Below are 17,911 nucleotides of genomic sequence, written 5' to 3'. Positions count from 1 at the left end.
GCTCGCCGTCACAATGTGTTCTAGGTTCTGTAGAGAAATTAAGAAACACCAAATTGGGTAAAATCGCCGCCATCATCGGCAGAAGCCCTTGATGGCCAAGCGATACGAGCTCAGTGATTCATCCCGAAAAATGATCGAGGATCTAATCACTCAGGATCAGAAAACGGAACGTCCACGACACGATGACCGACTGAAGCTCAACGGTATCAGGAGTTAACACGTTTGCTTGCCACCGGCTTAGCCCCGCCCACGATAACGTACTCCGGCCGCCAGCGAATGCGCCATGAAAAAGGCAGTCGCTTACATGTGGCATGCCTCTTTGCTGTTCAGAAAAACAAAGTGCAGCTTGTGCTGCCGATGCGTCTTGTTGTCGTGCTCGATGACGTCGACCATGCGCAGGGCATCCCACACCGGTGCCAGCAAGCGCAACCGGCGCGTTGATCTGCGGGTTTGGACCGAAGACTGCCTGACGCCACCGGCAGCAATGGGCAGCCCTCCACCGTCATGTTTACGAAGCGTGCAGGTAAAAACCGATGGAATTGGTGGTCAGATCGAATGCAAACGCTCGATCAAGTGCAATGCAAACGAGTGGTCAGTACCAATAAAATCAGGTGGCCAAATGGAGTGCAATTTCGCAATACGAGACAAACAAGAGAATATTTGTGGAGTACACCCTGAATAGTAGTGTCTGAAGGCTTCGCTCAAGACGTGCTCAGGGTCCGCTTGATTTGGTCAAGCTGATATATTCCTCTAGACTCGATACTTCGGGTGTCTCTCTCGGCGCCCTCTCAGCATGTTCGCGCATCAACAGTGGGGGGACAACTGGGGGGACAAGGCTGGACACACGTATAAATATCCAAATAAATCAATACATTACTTACAAAACAAAGCCGCCCACAAGCCGGCTTTTTAATGTCTGAATGAACGTGAATTTGCCCAGAAACTGAATTTGCCTCGGCACTCCTCTCACGCCCGCCCCTTCACGGATAACTAAACCCCTTCACCAACGTCAACTCCCCCACCGCCCTCATCGGCACCACAAACGTCTCCATCTTCTCGCTCGGCGTCCCTTCTTCCGTAATCACGGTCACCTGCGCCGTGGTCAGTGGTTGAACTGCATCTTCCTGCCCGTCCTCATCACTGCGATAACCACCGCCGAAATAGTTCACATACACCAAATACTGCCCCTTGAGCGGTGCGGGCATGGCGAAGATTTCCGGGCCGTAGCCGGTGGTGACGTCGACATCGAGTGCCGCTCCGTTGGGTGCAACGCGGTCGCCGTACCAGATGTGAGCGCCGTCTGGGGTGATGAGGTGTAAGTCCAGATCGGTGCCGTCGCTGTCCCAGGACAACAGCACCCGCAGCTTGGCCGGAGTGGCGCCGCCGCTGGCGTTGAGGAACTGTGTGCGACGGCGTTGTTGGCCGTCGGGGCTGCGTACTTCGACGCTGTTGCTGCCGTTGGGGAATGAGAAGGGGCGATCGAAATTGCCAGCGGGATCGATTTTCAGCGGCATGCTGACGCCGTTGACGATCAATCGACCGGGCTCAGCAGACTTGGGCGTGGATTTGATCTGGCCACTGATGCGCGCGGTGTTGGCCTGACCTGTCGGTGTGTTTACCGATGAGGCGGGATAGTTGACGGTCTGGCGGAAGCTTTCGCCTTCACCCTCAGGCGCGCCGGTTCGCCAGCCGCCGGCGGGCGTGTCGAGTTTGACGCCTTGCGCCATTGCCAGCGGCAACGCCGACAGCGAACAGAGCAACAGCAAGACCTGTGAATAACGGAGTGTCATGGTCTATTCCAGCAAAAGGTGGCGGGCAAGCCCTTCGATGTAGGTTTCATCCTGGCCGTTGGGGTGAGCTTCAAAGGCCAGGTGCAAATATTCGTGGGTCAGGTCGAGGCGGTCCTGCAAGGACAGCACGCCGCGTACGTAGATGCGCTGGCGCTCACGGTCGACATAGGGGCGGCCGAAGCTTAGGCGGCAGACGGCGAAGGAGCTGACTTCGTTGTAGCCCACTTCGCTTTCCAGACGAGGACGCCAGCCACGACGTTGCTTTTGCAGCCAGTCTTGCGCGGCGGGCAGTGCTTCGCAGGAGGCGACGGGGTTGTCCCAGCGGCTGAGGCTGGCACGCGGGTAGGCGTGCAGCAGGATGGCGTCGTAGCGCTGGCCGGCATTGGCCTGTTCGACGGCTTGTTGCCAGGACAATTTGTCTGGGCCGGGCTGATCGGAATGGTAGGTCACCGGGCTTCCGGCCAGCACCAGGTCGCTGGTCCAGGCGGCAATGTGGCGCGTTTCGGCGGTGGCCGGACGTGGGGCGACACGCTGACGCTGGCTGCTGTCGTCGATGCTCAGACATTCACCACTGCGCGTGGCGTTCTGCAGCAAGTAGGTGCGGATGGCAACGGCCAGGGCTTTGGCGGCCTCGACAGGTTCAGGCGCTGCTTCGCGCTGGAGGACCCGAGCGACGTATTCCTCGCGATCCAGTCGGGCGATAAGCTTTTCTTTGAGCAAAAACAGTTCGCCATCGCTGTGGATATCAAGTTGATTGCCGTTGACGAACTCGACACGGTAATCACCTTGTAGCGGCCCGGAAGACACCGTACTGCCCGCTGACAATACGCGCCGCAGCGGGTAACGGGAAAACAGCTGAACCTCGACACACCTCCCCGCGTCCGCAGGCCAGGACGCGGGCACCACCGAAGACAATGCCTCAACGTAATCGCGCAGCACTCGCTGGCTGGTCCCGCGTCCACCTGCCCAGATTGGCGAGCCGTCGGCTGTCCAACCGGCAAATCCGCCCTGACGTGACGCGGAGTCCCGATCCCCCAGCCAGCTCCAGGTTTTCACCCGCAACCGACTGCCCAGCTCGCCAACGACATTGCCGTCCGCCGCGTTCAGCACCACATCGAGCAGTACCCGCTGCGCCCGATCCTGCGCTGGCATCACGGCCAACGCGCGCAGCAACTCGGCCACGGGAACACGGGTAGCGGGCTGCAATGACGGCAAATCCAGCAACCACTGCGGCGCCTGCCGTACTTGCCAAAACGACCGCCACTCAGCGGCGTTGATACCCAGGCGCGCAGGCTCGAAGTACAAGCCGCAGGACTTCACCAACGCCTGATCACGTTCGATCTTGCCGCCTGCGGTGCAGCAGTAAACCTCTTCCTTCGACTGCCCGCGGCACTCATAAGCCGGCTCACGCGCCCCGGTATCCACCAGCCAGCCATATACGAACAGCTTCCATACGCTGCCCAACGGCGCCTGCAATGACTCCGATAACGGCTCGCGGGACAGCAGTTGCGTCCGGCTCAAGGACAGCAACTCATTCTTGAAGACCAGACGCAGCGGTTCATCCTGCGCCATGGTCAACGCAGGAATAAAACACAGCAGCCAGCAGACCAGTCGAAACATGTCAGTGGACCGTGACCTGACCGAGTGCCGACTGCTTTTCCTGGGCTTGATGCTGCGGCGCGTACACCTGGGTGTAGCGCACCGGTGGCAGGTTGAACTGGCCTTTCTGCGAGAAGCGCACCAAGTGCCGCAAGCGCAATTCGCCGCTCAAGGCATCCACCGGCACCGCATAGACCAGTTGCCCCGGCTCGAACCGGGCCTTTTCCAGCGCGGTCGGTTCGGTACCGGTTTTGCCCATAAGCTTGATGCCCCACGTGGTGCGCTCGACATCGGCACCGGGTGGCAGCGGTACTTCGAGCAAGCCATAGCGCAATGGTTTTGCCGCCTTGCTGGAGAGGATCACTTCATCCAGATACAGGCTGTCGCTGGACAACGGTGTGTTACCAACCGCTTCGAGCTTGAAGGTAAATGCCTCGTCACCCGGCACCAATCGCGACAGGCGACGGGTGATGGTCACGGCCATTGGGTCGATTGCCGGTTGTCGAGTCTGGAAGCTCAAGGCTGCGCGCAATGGACGTTCCTGAACCCCGGACACGGTCAACATCGTCGGCACCGGTGCAGCACCTTGCCACGTCCAATACATTTCACCGGTATCACCGTATTTTTTCTTCCAGCCATCGCCGGGTGCGAGGGCGATAGTGGGCGAAGCCTGCTCGATACTGCGCTGCAGCCAGGTCAACGCCAATGCACGTTCGAGGGTCGATTGCTGCGGCAACAGGCGCTGCAACAAGGCCTGCACGCGGGCCTGATCGAAAGGCTGCAGCGACAGATTCAGCGCTTCGGCAAACGGCTGTGAGCTGACCGAAAGACGCTGTTGGGCGTCGGCCAGTTGTCGATTGAATGGTTCCGGCAAATTGACCTTCGACTGCTTGGCCAACGCGGCAGTCAGAGTGCGGGCCGCCGCCAACCCCAGCGCCGAATCCGGATCGCCCATGACCAGACTGTCTTGGCCATCCTCCAGCACGTTCGCGGCAGTGCCCTCGCCCGCTTTTTGCAGATCCTCCATCAAACCGCTGAGCAAGGTGTTGACCGGCAGTTGCATCTGCCTGGCAAACGACAGGATCAGCGCTCGCTGCAACAGCGGCGTGTTTTTCGCTTGCTTGGAATAGACCTCCAGCACTCGCTGCCAATGCTCTGGCGGCAAGCTCAATTCCAGCGCTTTGCTCGCATGCCAGTCGGCGTAGTAGGCGTACGCGGTGAGGAACGCATCCGGTTCACCTTCCATGCCCCACCAAGTGAAGCTGGCCGACGGCCCGGCCATTTGCACCAGACGCAAACGGCTGTTCTGCATGATCAGGCGCAAGCGATCGCGAATTTGCGGATTCGACGCCAGCGTTGGATAGGCGATGCTCAGCGGCAGCAGACGACTGGCCGTTTGCTCGACGCCACCGTACGGATAACTCAGCAGATCATCGAGTGCCGAGCGGAACAGCGCTTGCGGACTGTCATCCAGACGCAGGCGAATGTCCGTCGCGTCCGCCGGTAAGGTCAGCGCTGTATCGCCGCTGACCACGTCCAGACTTTGGCTTTGCGTGACCTGCCAACCTTCACCGCTCGCGGTCAGTTGCACGGCCAGGGCATCGGCGATTTTGCCGTCCTGAACCAGCTCGGCGGTCCACTCGCCACTGGCCAATGCAAACGCGGGCAGCGCGATGTAATTGATGCCATTGCCCAGCGTCACCGGCACCCGCTGTTCAGTGCCGCCGTAATGAATCACCAGCTCAGCCTTGACCGGTTTCTCTGCCTGACTGAAGGCAAACACACCCAGATCCGGTTTGTCGCCAGCGCGGAATCGGGTCGGCCCGCTCCACTTCAGGTACAGCGGTTTTTCCGAGCGCACGAACTGTTTCTTCTGCCCGACCTGACCGTCATCAGCGATGGCTCGGGCCGTGATGCGCCAGCGGGTCAACGAGTCGGGCATCTTGAAGGTGAAACGGATTTTGCCGTTGGCATCGGTCAGCAGCTCCGGTTGCCAGGCCGCCGTGTCGACGTCTTCGCGACGCGGACGCTCCAGCACCTTCACTCCCCGCTCGCTGCGATTGGCCTTGCCCGGCGCACCAGGGCTGCCCGGCAACGCGACGTCGTAACTGATGAACGACAGGCTGGCGCTGGTGCGCACATTGTTGCGGCGTGGATGGTAGAAAAACTGGTCGATGGTCGGCGCGACTTCCGGTTGCAGTGCATAGACCATTTCGTCCACCACGCTGACCGTCAAATGCGCAGGAATTGGCTTGCCGGCGAACTGGGTTGTCAGGTCGACCGAGACCGTTTCGCCCGGCTGATAGGTTTCCTTGTCCGTGGCGATGGCCACGTCAATCTGCGGTGTGATGACCTTAATGCCAGCGTTCTGGAAGCTGTACTGACCACCCTTGGTGTACAGCACCGAAAAGGTCAGGTTCGGTGCAAAACCGGCCTTCACCGGAATACGCGCGCGGTATTGGGTGTCGCTGAGTTTTTCCATCTTCAGCCAGTCGCCGCCCTTGGACAGCAGCGCCGTGGCCTCGACTTTGTCACGCTCCAGTGACAGCAGCGCATCGCTGATTGGCTCAGGAAAAGTGATCAACGCCAGCGCTTCATCGCCCGCCGAGTATTCGGGTTTATCGAGGACGATTTCCACGGTGCCAGGTACGGCTTTGACGCCTTCCCCCGTGACCGAATGCCCGGTAGCGCCGAGAGTTCGGCCGTGCTCATCCCTGAGCGTCAGGTTGTAGGTGCCGGGACGGTCGAAAGCCAGGCTGAAAGCTTTGTCGGTCGCAGTAAGTTTGCCCTCGCCCGTACTCTGATCTTCCAGGCGCACCCAGCCGTAGCTGCTCGGAATGACCGCTGCACTCTGCTCGCTTTCGTTGATGTAGCTGAATGCAACCTTGTCGCCCACCGCGCTGAAACGCTGTGGCGCACTCAGGCGGAAATTCGCTGCGCCTCGGTCGATGAGAATTTCCTTGGTGGTCTTGACCCGATACGCTGCGCCATCACTGGCAAACACGGTGAGCATGTAGCGGCTCGGCTTGTCAGTAGCGGGCAGATCGAGGGTTGCGTTGCCCTTGGCGTCAGTGGTCAATTCAGTACTGGTCAGCTCCACCGGAAATTGCCCGAGGTATTGCAGTTCGTTGTCGACCATCGACAGTTGCTGGGCATGCAGACTCAGGCTCACCTTGGCGTTGGCCACCGGCTTGCCGTCGGGGTACAGCAGCACAAGATTGCCCTTGACCGGTTCGCCGGTGCGGTAATCCTGCTTGGCCAGGTTCAGCGAGATTTCAAAGTGCGGCTTGATGTATTCGGCGACGCGGAAGGCGCTGCTGTAGGCCTGATCCTTGTAGCTGAAACGCAACTCGTAGCCACCGGCCACGGCGTTGTCCGGTAACTGGAACCGGCCTTGGGTACCAGCCTTGGAGTCGAGCTTCAGGTCCAGGCTTTGCAGTGCCGTACCGGTCGCATCCAGCACGGTCACGTTGACGTCGGCAGCGGTTGGCTGCACCGAATCCCGGGCATTCTTAAACTCGCGACCGACGATTTTCAGCGACACCCAATCCCCCGGCCGATACAGCGGCCGGTCGGTGAAGGCATAGAGTTTGGTGTCGTAGATTTCGCTGTCGTAATAGAAATTTTCCGAGACGAAAACCCCACCTTCTTCGTCCTCGCCAATCACGAACGAACGCTCGGGGCTGACGTGTTTGAGGCGCAACAAACCATCGGCATCAGTGGCACCGCTGCTCATCACGCCCAGGCCATCGGTCCACAGCACATTGACCTTGGGCACCGAACTGCCTTCATGTTTGCGCGCAGCCCACACCAGCAGTTCATCCCCGGCAATCTTGCTGACTGCCACGGTGTTGGAGACGAAGACCATGGTGGTCGCGCGGTACTTGCCGATCAGCGCTTCGACCAGATACAGGCCAGGTTTCAGGTTGCCCAACGGGATGTAGACATTGCCTGGGGCGACTGAGACAAACTCACTGGAAGACCCCGCCAGATTCACGCCCTCTGGCGGCTGGATCGGCTTGGCTTGCCACAGTGGATAACGGAACTGGCTGACCACTGGCAGGCCTGGAATCAATGCAAATTGCGGCTGCGCGTCGTAGGGCGTTGGCGCGGCCATGGCGTTGCCCATTTTCAGTTCCGGCACTTGCTCGGTGACTTGTTTACGCGACTCGTAGGAGAACGCACGCTGCATCACGCGGCGGGATTTGCGATACCAGTTGTCCCACAAATACGCGAGGGTGTTGGACAGCCCTTCGCCCTTGAATTGGCCATCGCTGACCACACGGTGCAGGTTCTTCTGGCGCTTGAGGAAGTCCAGCGGCTTGTCGATGCGATACACGCGAATATCGGCACCACCGTAAGGCTCCATGCGAAAGCGACGGTAGTCCCGACCTGGCGCCTCGAGGCGCACCATCGCCTGCTCGTCACTGGCGAAACTGCTGTCGGCCAGCAGGAAAAAGCTCTCACCGGCCACCGGCGTATAGCCGCTTGGCTCGACCGTGTCTTCGGCATGCACCGCCGAAAACGGCAGCACGAAAACCCACAAAAGAGACAGAAAACGCAACATGCGGGCACCGGTCATTGGGAGAGAAAATTCAGTCGATAGACGCCGATGAAGTTGGGGTTGGCTGCATCGGGTATCCATCGGGTGTCCTTCCATGTCATGAGTTGTTGCAGGCTTGCCGAACGCATGCCGTTATCGGTGGGGGTGCTGGTGCCGGTGTGATAGGCGATGTAGCGGCCCATCCAGATCATCAGGTGCTGGTCGTCGCCCTGATCGAAAAACATCAGGTCGCCGGGCCGCGCTTGCGCAACATCACGGCTGACCAGATGACTGTTGAACTGAATCAGTTTGATCGCGTTGACGTACGGTCCGGCCTTGCCACCGCCCTGCTGCCATTGTTGAGCGAGACCACGCTGGGCGTCGGTCAACTGCAACTCTGGGGGCAGATAGCGATTGGACAGACCATTACTGCGCAGCCATTTGTCGTCATGGACTTTCAGTGCTTCGTTGGCGGCGAAGCGCACCAGCCCGGCGCAGTCCTGCTGATACCAGCGCGGGCTCGGGCCCTGGCTCAATTGCTCCTGGGCGATTCGCACGAACCATGCGCGAAACACCTGGGATTGCTGCGGGTCGAGCGCTGCCGCCTCTGTGGCAAACGCTCGGCTGCCCAGCAACAGCGCCAGCAGGCCGAGGCTTCGAATCAGTGCGCTCACAGGGCTTTCCATTCCAGCGGCAGCCATTGCCAGTGGCCATCCGGCTCGCTGCCTTCGGGCAAGGTCAGGGCATATTTACCGTAGCCGCCGAGTTTGCGCAGTTTGGGAATCAGGTAGGTTTGCGCGGCGTTGTAGAACACCGGTTCCATGTCCTGGGGCAGGCTGTCGAGGGTTTCCTGTTGCATCAGTTGCGCCATGGAATCCGGGCCGAAATACACCGGCATCAGCAGGTCTTTGGGCACCACGTCGGCCATCGGCGGGAAGCGTTTGTCGAGGGTGCCGAGGGCTTTGTCCACCAGCTTGTCGTCGAGGGAGAACAGCAGCGTCGAACCGTGCCGCGCCAGGCTCACGCGCATGAACGCCTTGCCGCTGATCGCGTCTGGATTCTCGGCATCACTGGCCTTGTAGGGACCGAAACTGGAACTGACCTGACGCTGCCATTGGTGGCTTTTGCCTTCCTGCTTCTCAACCACCGGGAACGCGTGCTCCTCGACGTTGCCTTCATAGGCGCCAACCATTGAACCGAACAGTTTGCCCAGATCGCCATCGAGCCTGTCGCTGTCCTCATCCTTGAGGCTGGCTACCAGCAAAGGGGTGTACAACCGCGAATCGGCGTACCAGCACAGGCCTGCGGCACCGGCCATGTGTTCGGTCAGCGCTTGGGCGACGCTTTCTTCGGCGCCGAGTTTTACCAGTAAGGGCTTCTGCTGCTCGGCAGCCAGCGGCAGGGCCACGCAAGCACTGGCGCCCATGGGCATGGCTTGCCACACCGGTTTGAAGTCGAAGTCCGGTTGATTATCCAGTTCATCCATGGCGAGGAAGCTGTGCCAGCCCTTCTCGTCCATGTCGAATCGCAGGCCGGCGAAGTTGGGGATAAAGCGCTGGTAGCCCATGGCAAGAACACTGGCATTGACTGACAGACGCTGCTTCACCTCTGGCGCGCGGGGTGCCAGGCCGAAGGCTTCGGGGAACAGTTTTTCGCCGTTGAGCAAAGCCGCGATGGACTGGGTTGAAACGCTGCCAGGCTCCTGAGTAATGCCACTTTGCGGGTCGTAGAGTTTCGTCGGGTTAGACAGCACCACCAGCTTGTCGCCATGGGACGCAAACAGCAGCGCCTTGCTGGCGTTGTAGGTCAGTTGATAAAGCGCCACCTCGTCGGCACCGACTTTCACGTCGGCGATCTTGCTCAACTGCGAATCATCCAGCGCGACTTTCGCCAACGGTTCCAGCACCTTGGCCAGGCCGCCGCGATCCATCACCAGCAGGAAGTCCTTGAGCCGGCCATCCGCGCCGCGCCATAGCGCCACGTCTGCCGGTTGATCGAACAGTTGCTCGATCAAGGTGTCCTGCAACTTAAGGTCGTGTTCGTAAATGATCCGCCGCAGGCTGCCGATCAGGCCGAGGCGATCGGCGTGGGTTTCGTAGTAGAAGACGAAATCCTCGGTCAGGGTTTCCTTGAGGAACGGCACCGCCAGCAGGTCCTTGGGCAACTGGCTCAGGGAATGGGTTTCCAGCAGGCCATCGGGGCGGCTCATGCCGAGCTTTTCTGCCGCCAGTTGCGGTGCTGGCGCTTTGTGCTTTTGCATGAACCAGCCCATGCCGGCGGCCACACCCGCGATCAGGCACAACCCGACCACAATGGTCGGCCAACGGCGGGACGGTTTGACGTTCGGTGTTTCAGCGGCCGGGGCTGCAGAGTTATCGCTCATGTTCACAAAGCTCAGCAATTCATCCGTGAAGCGGGATGCTTAATAGTTGAAGGTCTTGACCAGCAGCAGGTCGCCGATGGCGCGCAAGGGCACGATGAAGGTCTCGCGTTTTTCGTCGACGGTGTTTTCATTGAGCACCAGATTGATTTGCGAGGTGATCACCTCGTTCTGGTTGCTGGCCTCATCGAAGTTATAGCCGCCGCTGCCGAAGTTGCCCCAATAGTTCACGTAAACCAGATAGGTGCCATGCAGCGGCGCGGTCATGGTGAACATCTCGGGGCCGGGACCGTCGACACCATCCGGATCCAGGCCACCGCCATTGGTCAGTGCCGAGTGAGCCCAGAATGCATGCTGGCCGTCCGGGGTGATGATGTGCAGGTCGAGTTCGGCCTTCGGGTCGTCCCAGCCCAGCACCACACGAATCCGCGCCGGCGTGCGCAGGTTGTTGGCTTCATAGAATTGAACGCGCTTGAGCGACTGACCTTCGGCGCTGCGTACTTCGACGCTGTTGGAGCCGGCACCGAACGCATAAGGCCGGGCAAAGCGCCCTTGATCGTCGGTGTACAGGTTCAGTGGATTGCCGTTGACCGCCAGGGTGTGGGGGCCGCGTTGCGTGCCGAGGGCCTTGAGTTGGCCCTGGATCATCGTTCGATTGCGCTGCACGCCCCGGTCGATGGGCGGCGAGGGATAGGCCACTTGGGGATTTTCCGTGCGATCAAGCAAACCGTTGAAGCGCCAGCCGCCTACCGGCTCCGACAACTCGGCACTCGGCGCGGCCAAGGCCGACGTGCAGGTCAACCCGATCAGCAGCAAAAGAAATGAACGCATGTGATGCCTCCTGCCATGCCTGACGAAACCTTGCGCCTGATCCTCGGCACGTTACAGATGCGGATACTGCGTTTCGTCTGAAAGACCCGCGAGTGTTGGGTCATCAAGGCGCGAAGGTTAGTCATTTGGGTGATTTTTAACAATCGGATACATCTGGCCGTGTGAGAGGAATCACGGTGATGGGTGGACGGTGAGCCGATTAGGCGTCATATTCGGCTCACACAATGAGCCGAATAGCAGATTTATTCGGCTCACGTACCGGAGAGTATTTCGCTCATGGCAACTGACTGGATCTGGCAACAGCCTGACTGGCCGAACTTCAACTGGCAGGCCGAGCGCTTGGCGCCGCTGCTTCGCGAGTGCGTGCATGCCCAGGGCCAGTTGATGGGGATGGCTGGTTCAGTCGGCAATTCCCTGAGCGCGCAAAGTGAACTGGATGCGCTGCTACAGAACATCGTGACCTCCTCGGCGATCGAGGGGGAGCAGTTGAATGTCAGCTCGGTTCGCTCGTCACTGGCACGACGGCTGGGCTTGGAGTTGGCCGATGGCGAAAAAGTCAGCCAGCGTAGCGAGGGGCTGGCGCAGTTGATGCTCGACGCCACCCAGCATTTCGCCGAACCACTGACCCTGGAACGGCTATTGGACTGGCACGAATGGCTATTTCCTGATCAACACACTGACCTCGCTGCCCGCTCGATACGGGTTGGCGCCCTGCGAGGCGATGAGCCCATGCAAGTGGTTTCGGGACGGCTCGACCGGCCGACCATTCACTTCGAAGCGCCATCTCGTCCAGGTCTTGAGCGACAACTCCAGGCCTTTCTCGACTGGTTTGCAGCCAGCCGAAATGTGGCCGAACTCGATCCCTTGCTTAGGGCCGCAATTGCTCATTTCTGGTTCGTCACGCTGCACCCTTTCGACGACGGCAACGGTCGCCTCACACGAACCATTACCGACCTGGCGCTGGCGCAGGGCGAGTCCCAGGCGATCCGCTTCTATGCCATGTCAGCGAGCATCCTCGATGATCGCGCAGGCTACTACCGGGTATTGGAAAACACCCAGAAAGCCACGTTGGATATCACCCAATGGCTGGAGTGGTTTCTTCAGACCCTGTTGCGCAGCTTGCAGCAGGCCATGGTGCGAATCGAGTCAGTACTGGGCAAGGCGCGTTTCTGGCAGGCCCATCGGGAATCCACGCTGACGGCGCAGCAAACCAAAGTGCTGAACCGCTTGTTCGATGGAGGTGAACGAGGATTCGAAGGCGGGATCAGCGCGGCGCAGTATCAGGCGGTGGCGAAAGTCTCCAAAGCGACCGCGACCCGTCACCTTGCAGAGTTGCTGGATAAAGGTTGCCTGAATCGATTGCCGGGCGGCGGACGCAGTACTCGATACGAAATTCGCTATCCCGAAGCATAACGCGGCCCCGTGTAGGAGCTGCCGAAGGCTGCGATCTTTTGATCTTGCCTTTAAAAATCAAAAAATCGCAGCCTGCGGCAGCGCCTACAGGGCAATGTGCTCTGCCATCAAACCCCGCTCATTTGCCCATAAACCCCCTATCTGCTAGTGTCGCGCCGGTTTAACGTCAACCGGAAATCGCCGCCATGGCCCGCAAAAAAGCTGCACTGGATTTCGAACAGTCCCTCGCCGACCTGCAAACGCTGGTGGAGCGTCTGGAGAATGGTGAATTGTCGCTGGAAGACTCGCTGACCGCTTTCGAGCAGGGCATCGGGCTGACTCGCGATTGCCAGGCGGCGCTGGCTCAGGCCGAGCAAAAGGTTCAGGTGCTGCTCGAGCGTGATGGCGAGTTGGCCGAAGAACCCTTCGACGCGGACCAGCCAGAATGATTGCAGCGTATTCGGCGACCAGCCAGGCCCGGGTCAACGCGGCTCTGGAAACCCTGTTCACCGCCCCGAGCCCTGAGCTGGCGCGGCTGTATGAAGCCATGCGCTACAGCGTGATGAACGGTGGCAAGCGCGTGCGCCCATTGCTGGCCTACGCCGCCTGCGAAGCGTTGGGTGGCAAGGCTGAGCAAGCCAACGGTGCGGCCTGCGCAGTGGAGTTGATCCACGCTTACTCGCTGGTGCACGACGATTTGCCGGCCATGGACGATGACGATCTGCGTCGCGGCCAGCCGACCACCCATAAAAAATTCGATGAAGCCTGCGCGATCCTCGCCGGTGACGGTTTGCAAAGCCTGGCGTTCAGCGCCCTGCTCGACCCGCGCCTGAGCGACGCACCGGCCGAAATCCGCCTGCAGATGGTCAGTGCCCTGGCGCTGGCGGCAGGCCCGGCGGGCATGGTGGGTGGTCAAGCCATCGACCTGGGCTCTGTCGGCCTGAAACTCGATCAAAAAGCCCTCGAATACATGCACCGGCACAAGACCGGCGCACTGATCGAAGTCAGCGTCAAACTCGGCGCCCTGGCCAGTGGCCGCGCCGAGAAGGACGAACTGAAATCCCTGAATACTTATGCACAGGCCATCGGTCTGGCATTCCAGGTGCAGGACGACATTCTCGACGTTGAAAGCGATACCCAAACCCTTGGAAAACGCCAGGGCGCGGACATTGCCCGCGACAAGCCGACCTACCCGGCGCTGCTTGGCCTCGACGCCGCCAAGGCCTACGCCCTGGAGCTGCGCGATCAGGCCCTGCATGCGCTGCGACCGTTTGACGCGGCAGCCGAGCCATTGCGCGATCTGGCCCGCTACATCGTCGACCGCCGCAACTGACGGCGTATCGGCCAAAAAAAACCAACGCGTGGGCAGGGGCCGATGCATCAGGTAAACTGCCGCATCTTTTATACCTATAACGATTCGCCTGATGCCCACGACGTTTCATGAGATTCCCCGCAAGCGCCCGACCACGCCCCTGCTCGACCGCGCGAATACGCCGGACGGCCTGCGCCGGTTAGGCGAAGCCGAGCTGGAAACCCTGGCCGATGAGTTGCGCCTGGAACTGCTCTACACGGTCGGCCAGACCGGTGGGCATTTCGGTGCCGGCCTGGGCGTGATCGAGCTGACCATCGCGCTGCATTACGTTTTCGACACCCCGGACGACCGGTTGGTGTGGGACGTGGGTCATCAGGCTTATCCGCACAAGATCCTCACCGGTCGACGCGAGCGCATGGGCACCCTGCGCCAGAAGGACGGCGTCGCCGCTTTCCCGCGTCGCTCCGAGAGCGAGTACGACACCTTTGGCGTCGGCCACTCCAGCACCTCGATCAGCGCCGCGCTGGGCATGGCCATTGCCGCCCGCCTGCAAAACAGTGATCGCAAGGCCATTGCCGTCATCGGCGACGGTGCATTGACTGCCGGCATGGCATTCGAAGCGCTGAACCACGCGCCGGAAGTGGACGCCAACATGCTGGTGATCCTCAACGACAACGACATGTCGATCTCGCGCAACGTCGGCGGTCTGTCGAACTATCTGGCTAAAATCCTTTCCAGCCGCACCTACGCGAGCATGCGCGAAGGCAGCAAGAAAGTGCTGTCGCGCCTGCCCGGTGCCTGGGAAATCGCCCGTCGTACCGAAGAATATGCCAAGGGCATGCTGGTTCCCGGCACGCTGTTCGAAGAGCTGGGCTGGAACTACATCGGCCCGATCGATGGCCACGACCTGCCGACCCTGGTCGCCACGCTGCGCAACATGCGCGACCTGAAAGGCCCGCAGTTCCTGCACGTTGTCACCAAGAAAGGCAAAGGCTTCGCCCCGGCGGAAGTCGACCCGATCGGTTACCACGCCATCACCAAGCTCGAACCGCTGGACGCCCCGGCCGCTGCGCCGAAAAAGGCCAGCGGGCCGAAATATTCCGGCGTGTTCGGCGAATGGCTGTGCGACATGGCGGCTGCCGACCCACGCTTGGTCGGGATCACTCCGGCAATGAAGGAAGGCTCGGACCTTGTGGCCTTCAGCGAGCGCTTCCCGTCGCGTTACTTCGACGTGGCGATTGCCGAGCAACATGCCGTGACACTCGCGGCCGGTATGGCCTGCGAAGGCGCAAAACCGGTCGTGGCGATCTATTCGACCTTCCTGCAACGCGGCTACGACCAGTTGGTGCATGACGTCGCTGTGCAGAACCTCGACGTGCTGTTCGCCATCGACCGTGCAGGTTTGGTGGGCGAAGATGGCCCGACCCATGCCGGCAGCTACGACCTGTCGTTCCTGCGCTGCATCCCCGGCATGCTGGTGATGACTCCGAGCGATGAAAACGAGCTGCGCAAAATGCTCACCACCGGTCACCTCTATGAAGGCCCGGCGGCGGTGCGTTACCCACGCGGCAACGGCCCGAATGCTGTCATCGAAAAAGATCTCGAACCCATCGAAATCGGCAAGGGTGTCATTCGTCGCCAGGGCAGCAAAGTCGCCCTGCTGGTGTTTGGCGTGCAATTGGCCGAAGCGCTGAAAGTCGCCGAGAAACTGGATGCGACCGTGGTCGACATGCGCTTCGTCAAACCGCTGGATGAAGAACTCGTTCGCCAGATCGCCGCCAGCCATGAGCTGCTGGTGACCGTCGAAGAGAACGCCATCATGGGCGGCGCCGGCGGTGCGGTCAGCGAGTTCCTTGCCCGGGAAAACATCCTCAAGTCGGTGCTGCACCTGGGCTTGCCGGATATTTACGTCGAGCATGCCAAGCCTGCGCAGATGCTGGCTGAGTGCGGGCTGGATGAAGCGGGGATCGAAGCTTCGATCCGTGAGCGCCTGGAACTGCTCAACAAGTAACTCTCTGAACACATGCAGAACCCCTTGTGGGAGCTAGCCTGCTAGCGATTGCGATCTGTCAGTCACTTCAATACCGACTGATACACCGCAATCGCCAGCAGGCTAGCTCCCACAGTGGTTTGTATAGATCTGAAAATATCCAACGGACCACCGATGAACCTCTCGCGCTTCGCCCTGCCCCTTTTTCTGCTGCCAGCGGCCAACACCCTGGCCGACACCTTCGAACGCGACCAGGCCCTGAAGTTGCCCGATGTGTTGATCAGCGCCAACCGTCAGGTCGAGGCTCGCAACGACAGCAGCGCCGCCAACACCGTATTCACCCGCGAAGACATCGACCGCCTGCAACCGAACAGCGTCACCGACCTGCTGCGCCGGGTACCGGGTGTGCAAATCGCACAAACCGGTGGTCGCGGCAGCTTGCCGGGTGTCTACATTCGCGGCACGCAATCGGCGCAAAGCCTGGTGCTGGTGGACGGCCAACGCATCGGCACCTCGAGTTCGGGTGACAGCAACCTGCAACACATCAACATCGAACAGGTCGAGCGCGTGGAAGTGCTGCGCGGTTCACGTTCGGTGATTTATGGCAGTGATGCGATTGGTGGCGTGATCCAGATTTTCACCCGGCGCGGCGGTGAACCGGGGTTACGACCACAAATGCATGTGGGCTTTGGCAGCAATCAGACCTGGGAACGCAGCCTTGGCTTATCTGGCGGCGACGAGCAGACTCGTTTCAATCTCGGCGCCAGCCTCGATGAAACCGCCGGGATCAACCGAACCCACGAGTCGTATCCCAGTGACGGCGATCATGATGCGTACCGCAACCAGTCGTTCAGTTTTAGCCTGAGCCATGCCCTGAGCGATGACATCGAGATCGGCGCCAACGTGCTGGATAACCGCGGCAAAAGCGAGTTCGACAACCCGTTCGGCCGCTTCGACCTCAATACCTTCGAGTCCGTCCAGCAACAGCCCTACAGTGAATTCGATGTCAGCAGCGTCAGCAGCTATGTCGATGCGCAAATCAATGATGCGTGGAAGTCGCGCATCGAATTCGGCCACACTGAAAACCGCGAAAAGACGCTCGACAAGCTCAGCGACGAGCGCAGCGTGTTCAACACCTATCGCGATTCAGTGAGCTGGCAGAACGACCTGACGCTTGATGATCGCAACAGCCTGATCCTCGGCGGCGACTGGTATGAAGACCGGCTCAACAGCAGCACGGCCTTCGATGAAGACAGCCGCTGGAACCGTGCGGCCTTCGTTCAGCATCGCTACCGCACCGACAGTTTCTCCACCGAACTGGGCCTGCGCCGGGACCAAAACCAGCAGTTCGGCGGCCAGAACAGCTGGAGCGGCACCTTCACCCTGCCGCTGAATCCGGATAACGATGTGTTGCTGACCTACAGCGAAGGTTTCCGCGCACCGACGTTCAATGACCTGTACTACCCGGATTTCAGCAACCCGGACCTCAAGCCCGAAACCTCGAAAAGCTATGAACTGCAGTGGCGCAGCCAATTGACGGAGAACAGCCGCCTGGAGGCTTCGCTGTACCGGACCGACCTGAAGGACGCGATCATCTTCGGCAGCAACTCGCGCCCGGAAAACGTCGCCTCCGCGCGGATCAACGGTTTCGAGGCCGCGCTGAAGCAGGAACTGTTCGGCTGGCAGAGCAACCTTGGCGTGGCGATCATCGACCCACGGGACCGTGACACCGGCCATACCCTAGCCCGTCGTGCGCGGCGCACCTTGAGCCTGGATGTGGATCGGCAGTTCGATCGCCTGGGCCTTGGTGCCAGCTGGCAAGCCGTAAGCAGCAGCTATGACGACCTGAACAACCAGCATCCATTGGGCGGCTATGGGTTAGTGGGATTGCGCAGCAGCTGGGAACTCAATCGCGAGGTCAAGCTGGAGATGAAGGTGGAAAACCTGCTGGACAAGGGTTACAGCCGGGTGCTGTACAGCCATGAAGGCAACCAGTATGGGTATCGAGAGGAAGGTCGGGCTTGGATGTTTGGGGTGACCTGGACGCCTGAAATCAACTGAAATCACCTGTAGG

Annotated in this window: 11 protein-coding genes and 2 pseudogenes; 6 read left to right on the top strand and 7 right to left on the bottom strand. The window is 60.3% G+C overall.

Annotated elements, in window-relative coordinates:
• Nucleotides 1-91: 91 nt before the first annotated feature.
• A pseudogene (locus ACRESJ_RS05990) lies at nucleotides 92-208 on the top strand (transposase); the annotation flags it as partial.
• A 32-nt stretch (nucleotides 209-240) separates the two neighbouring features.
• Here the strand turns inward: ACRESJ_RS05990 and ACRESJ_RS05985 are convergent.
• The 7 genes and pseudogenes from ACRESJ_RS05985 to ACRESJ_RS05955 form a co-directional block, all read right to left on the bottom strand.
• Nucleotides 241-453, bottom strand: a pseudogene (locus tag ACRESJ_RS05985) (site-specific integrase); the annotation flags it as partial.
• A 527-nt stretch (nucleotides 454-980) separates the two neighbouring features.
• Nucleotides 981-1,790, bottom strand: a complete 810-nt coding sequence (locus tag ACRESJ_RS05980; RefSeq protein ID WP_431757086.1) for a YfaP family protein — start codon at nucleotides 1,788-1,790, stop codon at nucleotides 981-983.
• A gap of 3 nt (nucleotides 1,791-1,793) precedes the next feature.
• Nucleotides 1,794-3,410 carry a DUF2300 domain-containing protein gene (locus ACRESJ_RS05975; protein ID WP_431757085.1) on the bottom strand — a complete coding sequence of 539 codons (1,617 nt, stop codon included), beginning with the start codon at nucleotides 3,408-3,410 and terminating at the stop codon, nucleotides 1,794-1,796.
• A gap of 1 nt (nucleotide 3,411) precedes the next feature.
• Nucleotides 3,412-7,971, bottom strand: a complete 4,560-nt coding sequence (locus tag ACRESJ_RS05970; protein ID WP_431757084.1) for an alpha-2-macroglobulin family protein — start codon at nucleotides 7,969-7,971, stop codon at nucleotides 3,412-3,414.
• Nucleotides 7,968-8,618: a DUF1175 domain-containing protein gene (locus ACRESJ_RS05965; RefSeq protein WP_431757083.1), complete on the bottom strand. Its 651-nt coding sequence runs from the start codon at nucleotides 8,616-8,618 to the stop codon at nucleotides 7,968-7,970. The genes ACRESJ_RS05970 and ACRESJ_RS05965 overlap by 4 nt, the downstream gene beginning before the upstream one ends.
• On the bottom strand, nucleotides 8,603-10,315 hold the full coding sequence (locus tag ACRESJ_RS05960) for a DUF2138 domain-containing protein (RefSeq protein ID WP_431757082.1): 1,713 nt from the start codon (nucleotides 10,313-10,315) through the stop codon (nucleotides 8,603-8,605). Before ACRESJ_RS05960 ends, ACRESJ_RS05965 begins: the two co-directional genes overlap by 16 nt.
• Before the next feature lie 39 nt (nucleotides 10,316-10,354).
• Nucleotides 10,355-11,143 carry a YfaP family protein gene (locus ACRESJ_RS05955; protein ID WP_431757081.1) on the bottom strand — a complete coding sequence of 263 codons (789 nt, stop codon included), beginning with the start codon at nucleotides 11,141-11,143 and terminating at the stop codon, nucleotides 10,355-10,357.
• Nucleotides 11,144-11,419: 276 nt separating this feature from the next.
• Between ACRESJ_RS05955 and ACRESJ_RS05950 the strand changes: the two genes are divergently transcribed.
• The 5 genes from ACRESJ_RS05950 to ACRESJ_RS05930 all read left to right on the top strand — a co-directional run bounded on the left by ACRESJ_RS05950 (nucleotide 11,420) and on the right by ACRESJ_RS05930 (nucleotide 17,898).
• On the top strand, nucleotides 11,420-12,556 hold the full coding sequence (locus ACRESJ_RS05950) for a Fic family protein (RefSeq protein ID WP_431757080.1): 1,137 nt from the start codon (nucleotides 11,420-11,422) through the stop codon (nucleotides 12,554-12,556).
• 185 nt (nucleotides 12,557-12,741) lie between these two features.
• Nucleotides 12,742-12,984 carry an exodeoxyribonuclease VII small subunit gene (locus tag ACRESJ_RS05945; protein WP_007894317.1) on the top strand — a complete coding sequence of 81 codons (243 nt, stop codon included), beginning with the start codon at nucleotides 12,742-12,744 and terminating at the stop codon, nucleotides 12,982-12,984.
• On the top strand, nucleotides 12,981-13,868 hold the full coding sequence (ispA, locus tag ACRESJ_RS05940) for a (2E,6E)-farnesyl diphosphate synthase (protein WP_431757079.1): 888 nt from the start codon (nucleotides 12,981-12,983) through the stop codon (nucleotides 13,866-13,868). The genes ACRESJ_RS05945 and ispA overlap by 4 nt, the downstream gene beginning before the upstream one ends.
• A gap of 91 nt (nucleotides 13,869-13,959) precedes the next feature.
• Entirely contained in the window at nucleotides 13,960-15,858 is a 1,899-nt protein-coding gene (gene dxs / locus ACRESJ_RS05935; RefSeq protein ID WP_431757078.1) for a 1-deoxy-D-xylulose-5-phosphate synthase, read from the top strand.
• 153 nt (nucleotides 15,859-16,011) lie between these two features.
• The gene (locus ACRESJ_RS05930) at nucleotides 16,012-17,898 is read left to right on the top strand and encodes a TonB-dependent receptor domain-containing protein (RefSeq protein ID WP_431757077.1); all 1,887 of its coding nucleotides are present in this window, start codon (nucleotides 16,012-16,014) and stop codon (nucleotides 17,896-17,898) included.
• The last annotated feature ends 13 nt before the right edge of the window (nucleotides 17,899-17,911 follow it).

The sequence above is a fragment of the Pseudomonas sp. genome (genome assembly GCF_050739655.1).
Classification (GTDB): Bacteria; Pseudomonadota; Gammaproteobacteria; order Pseudomonadales; family Pseudomonadaceae; genus Aquipseudomonas.
This window is presented reverse-complemented; position numbering and strand designations above follow the sequence as displayed.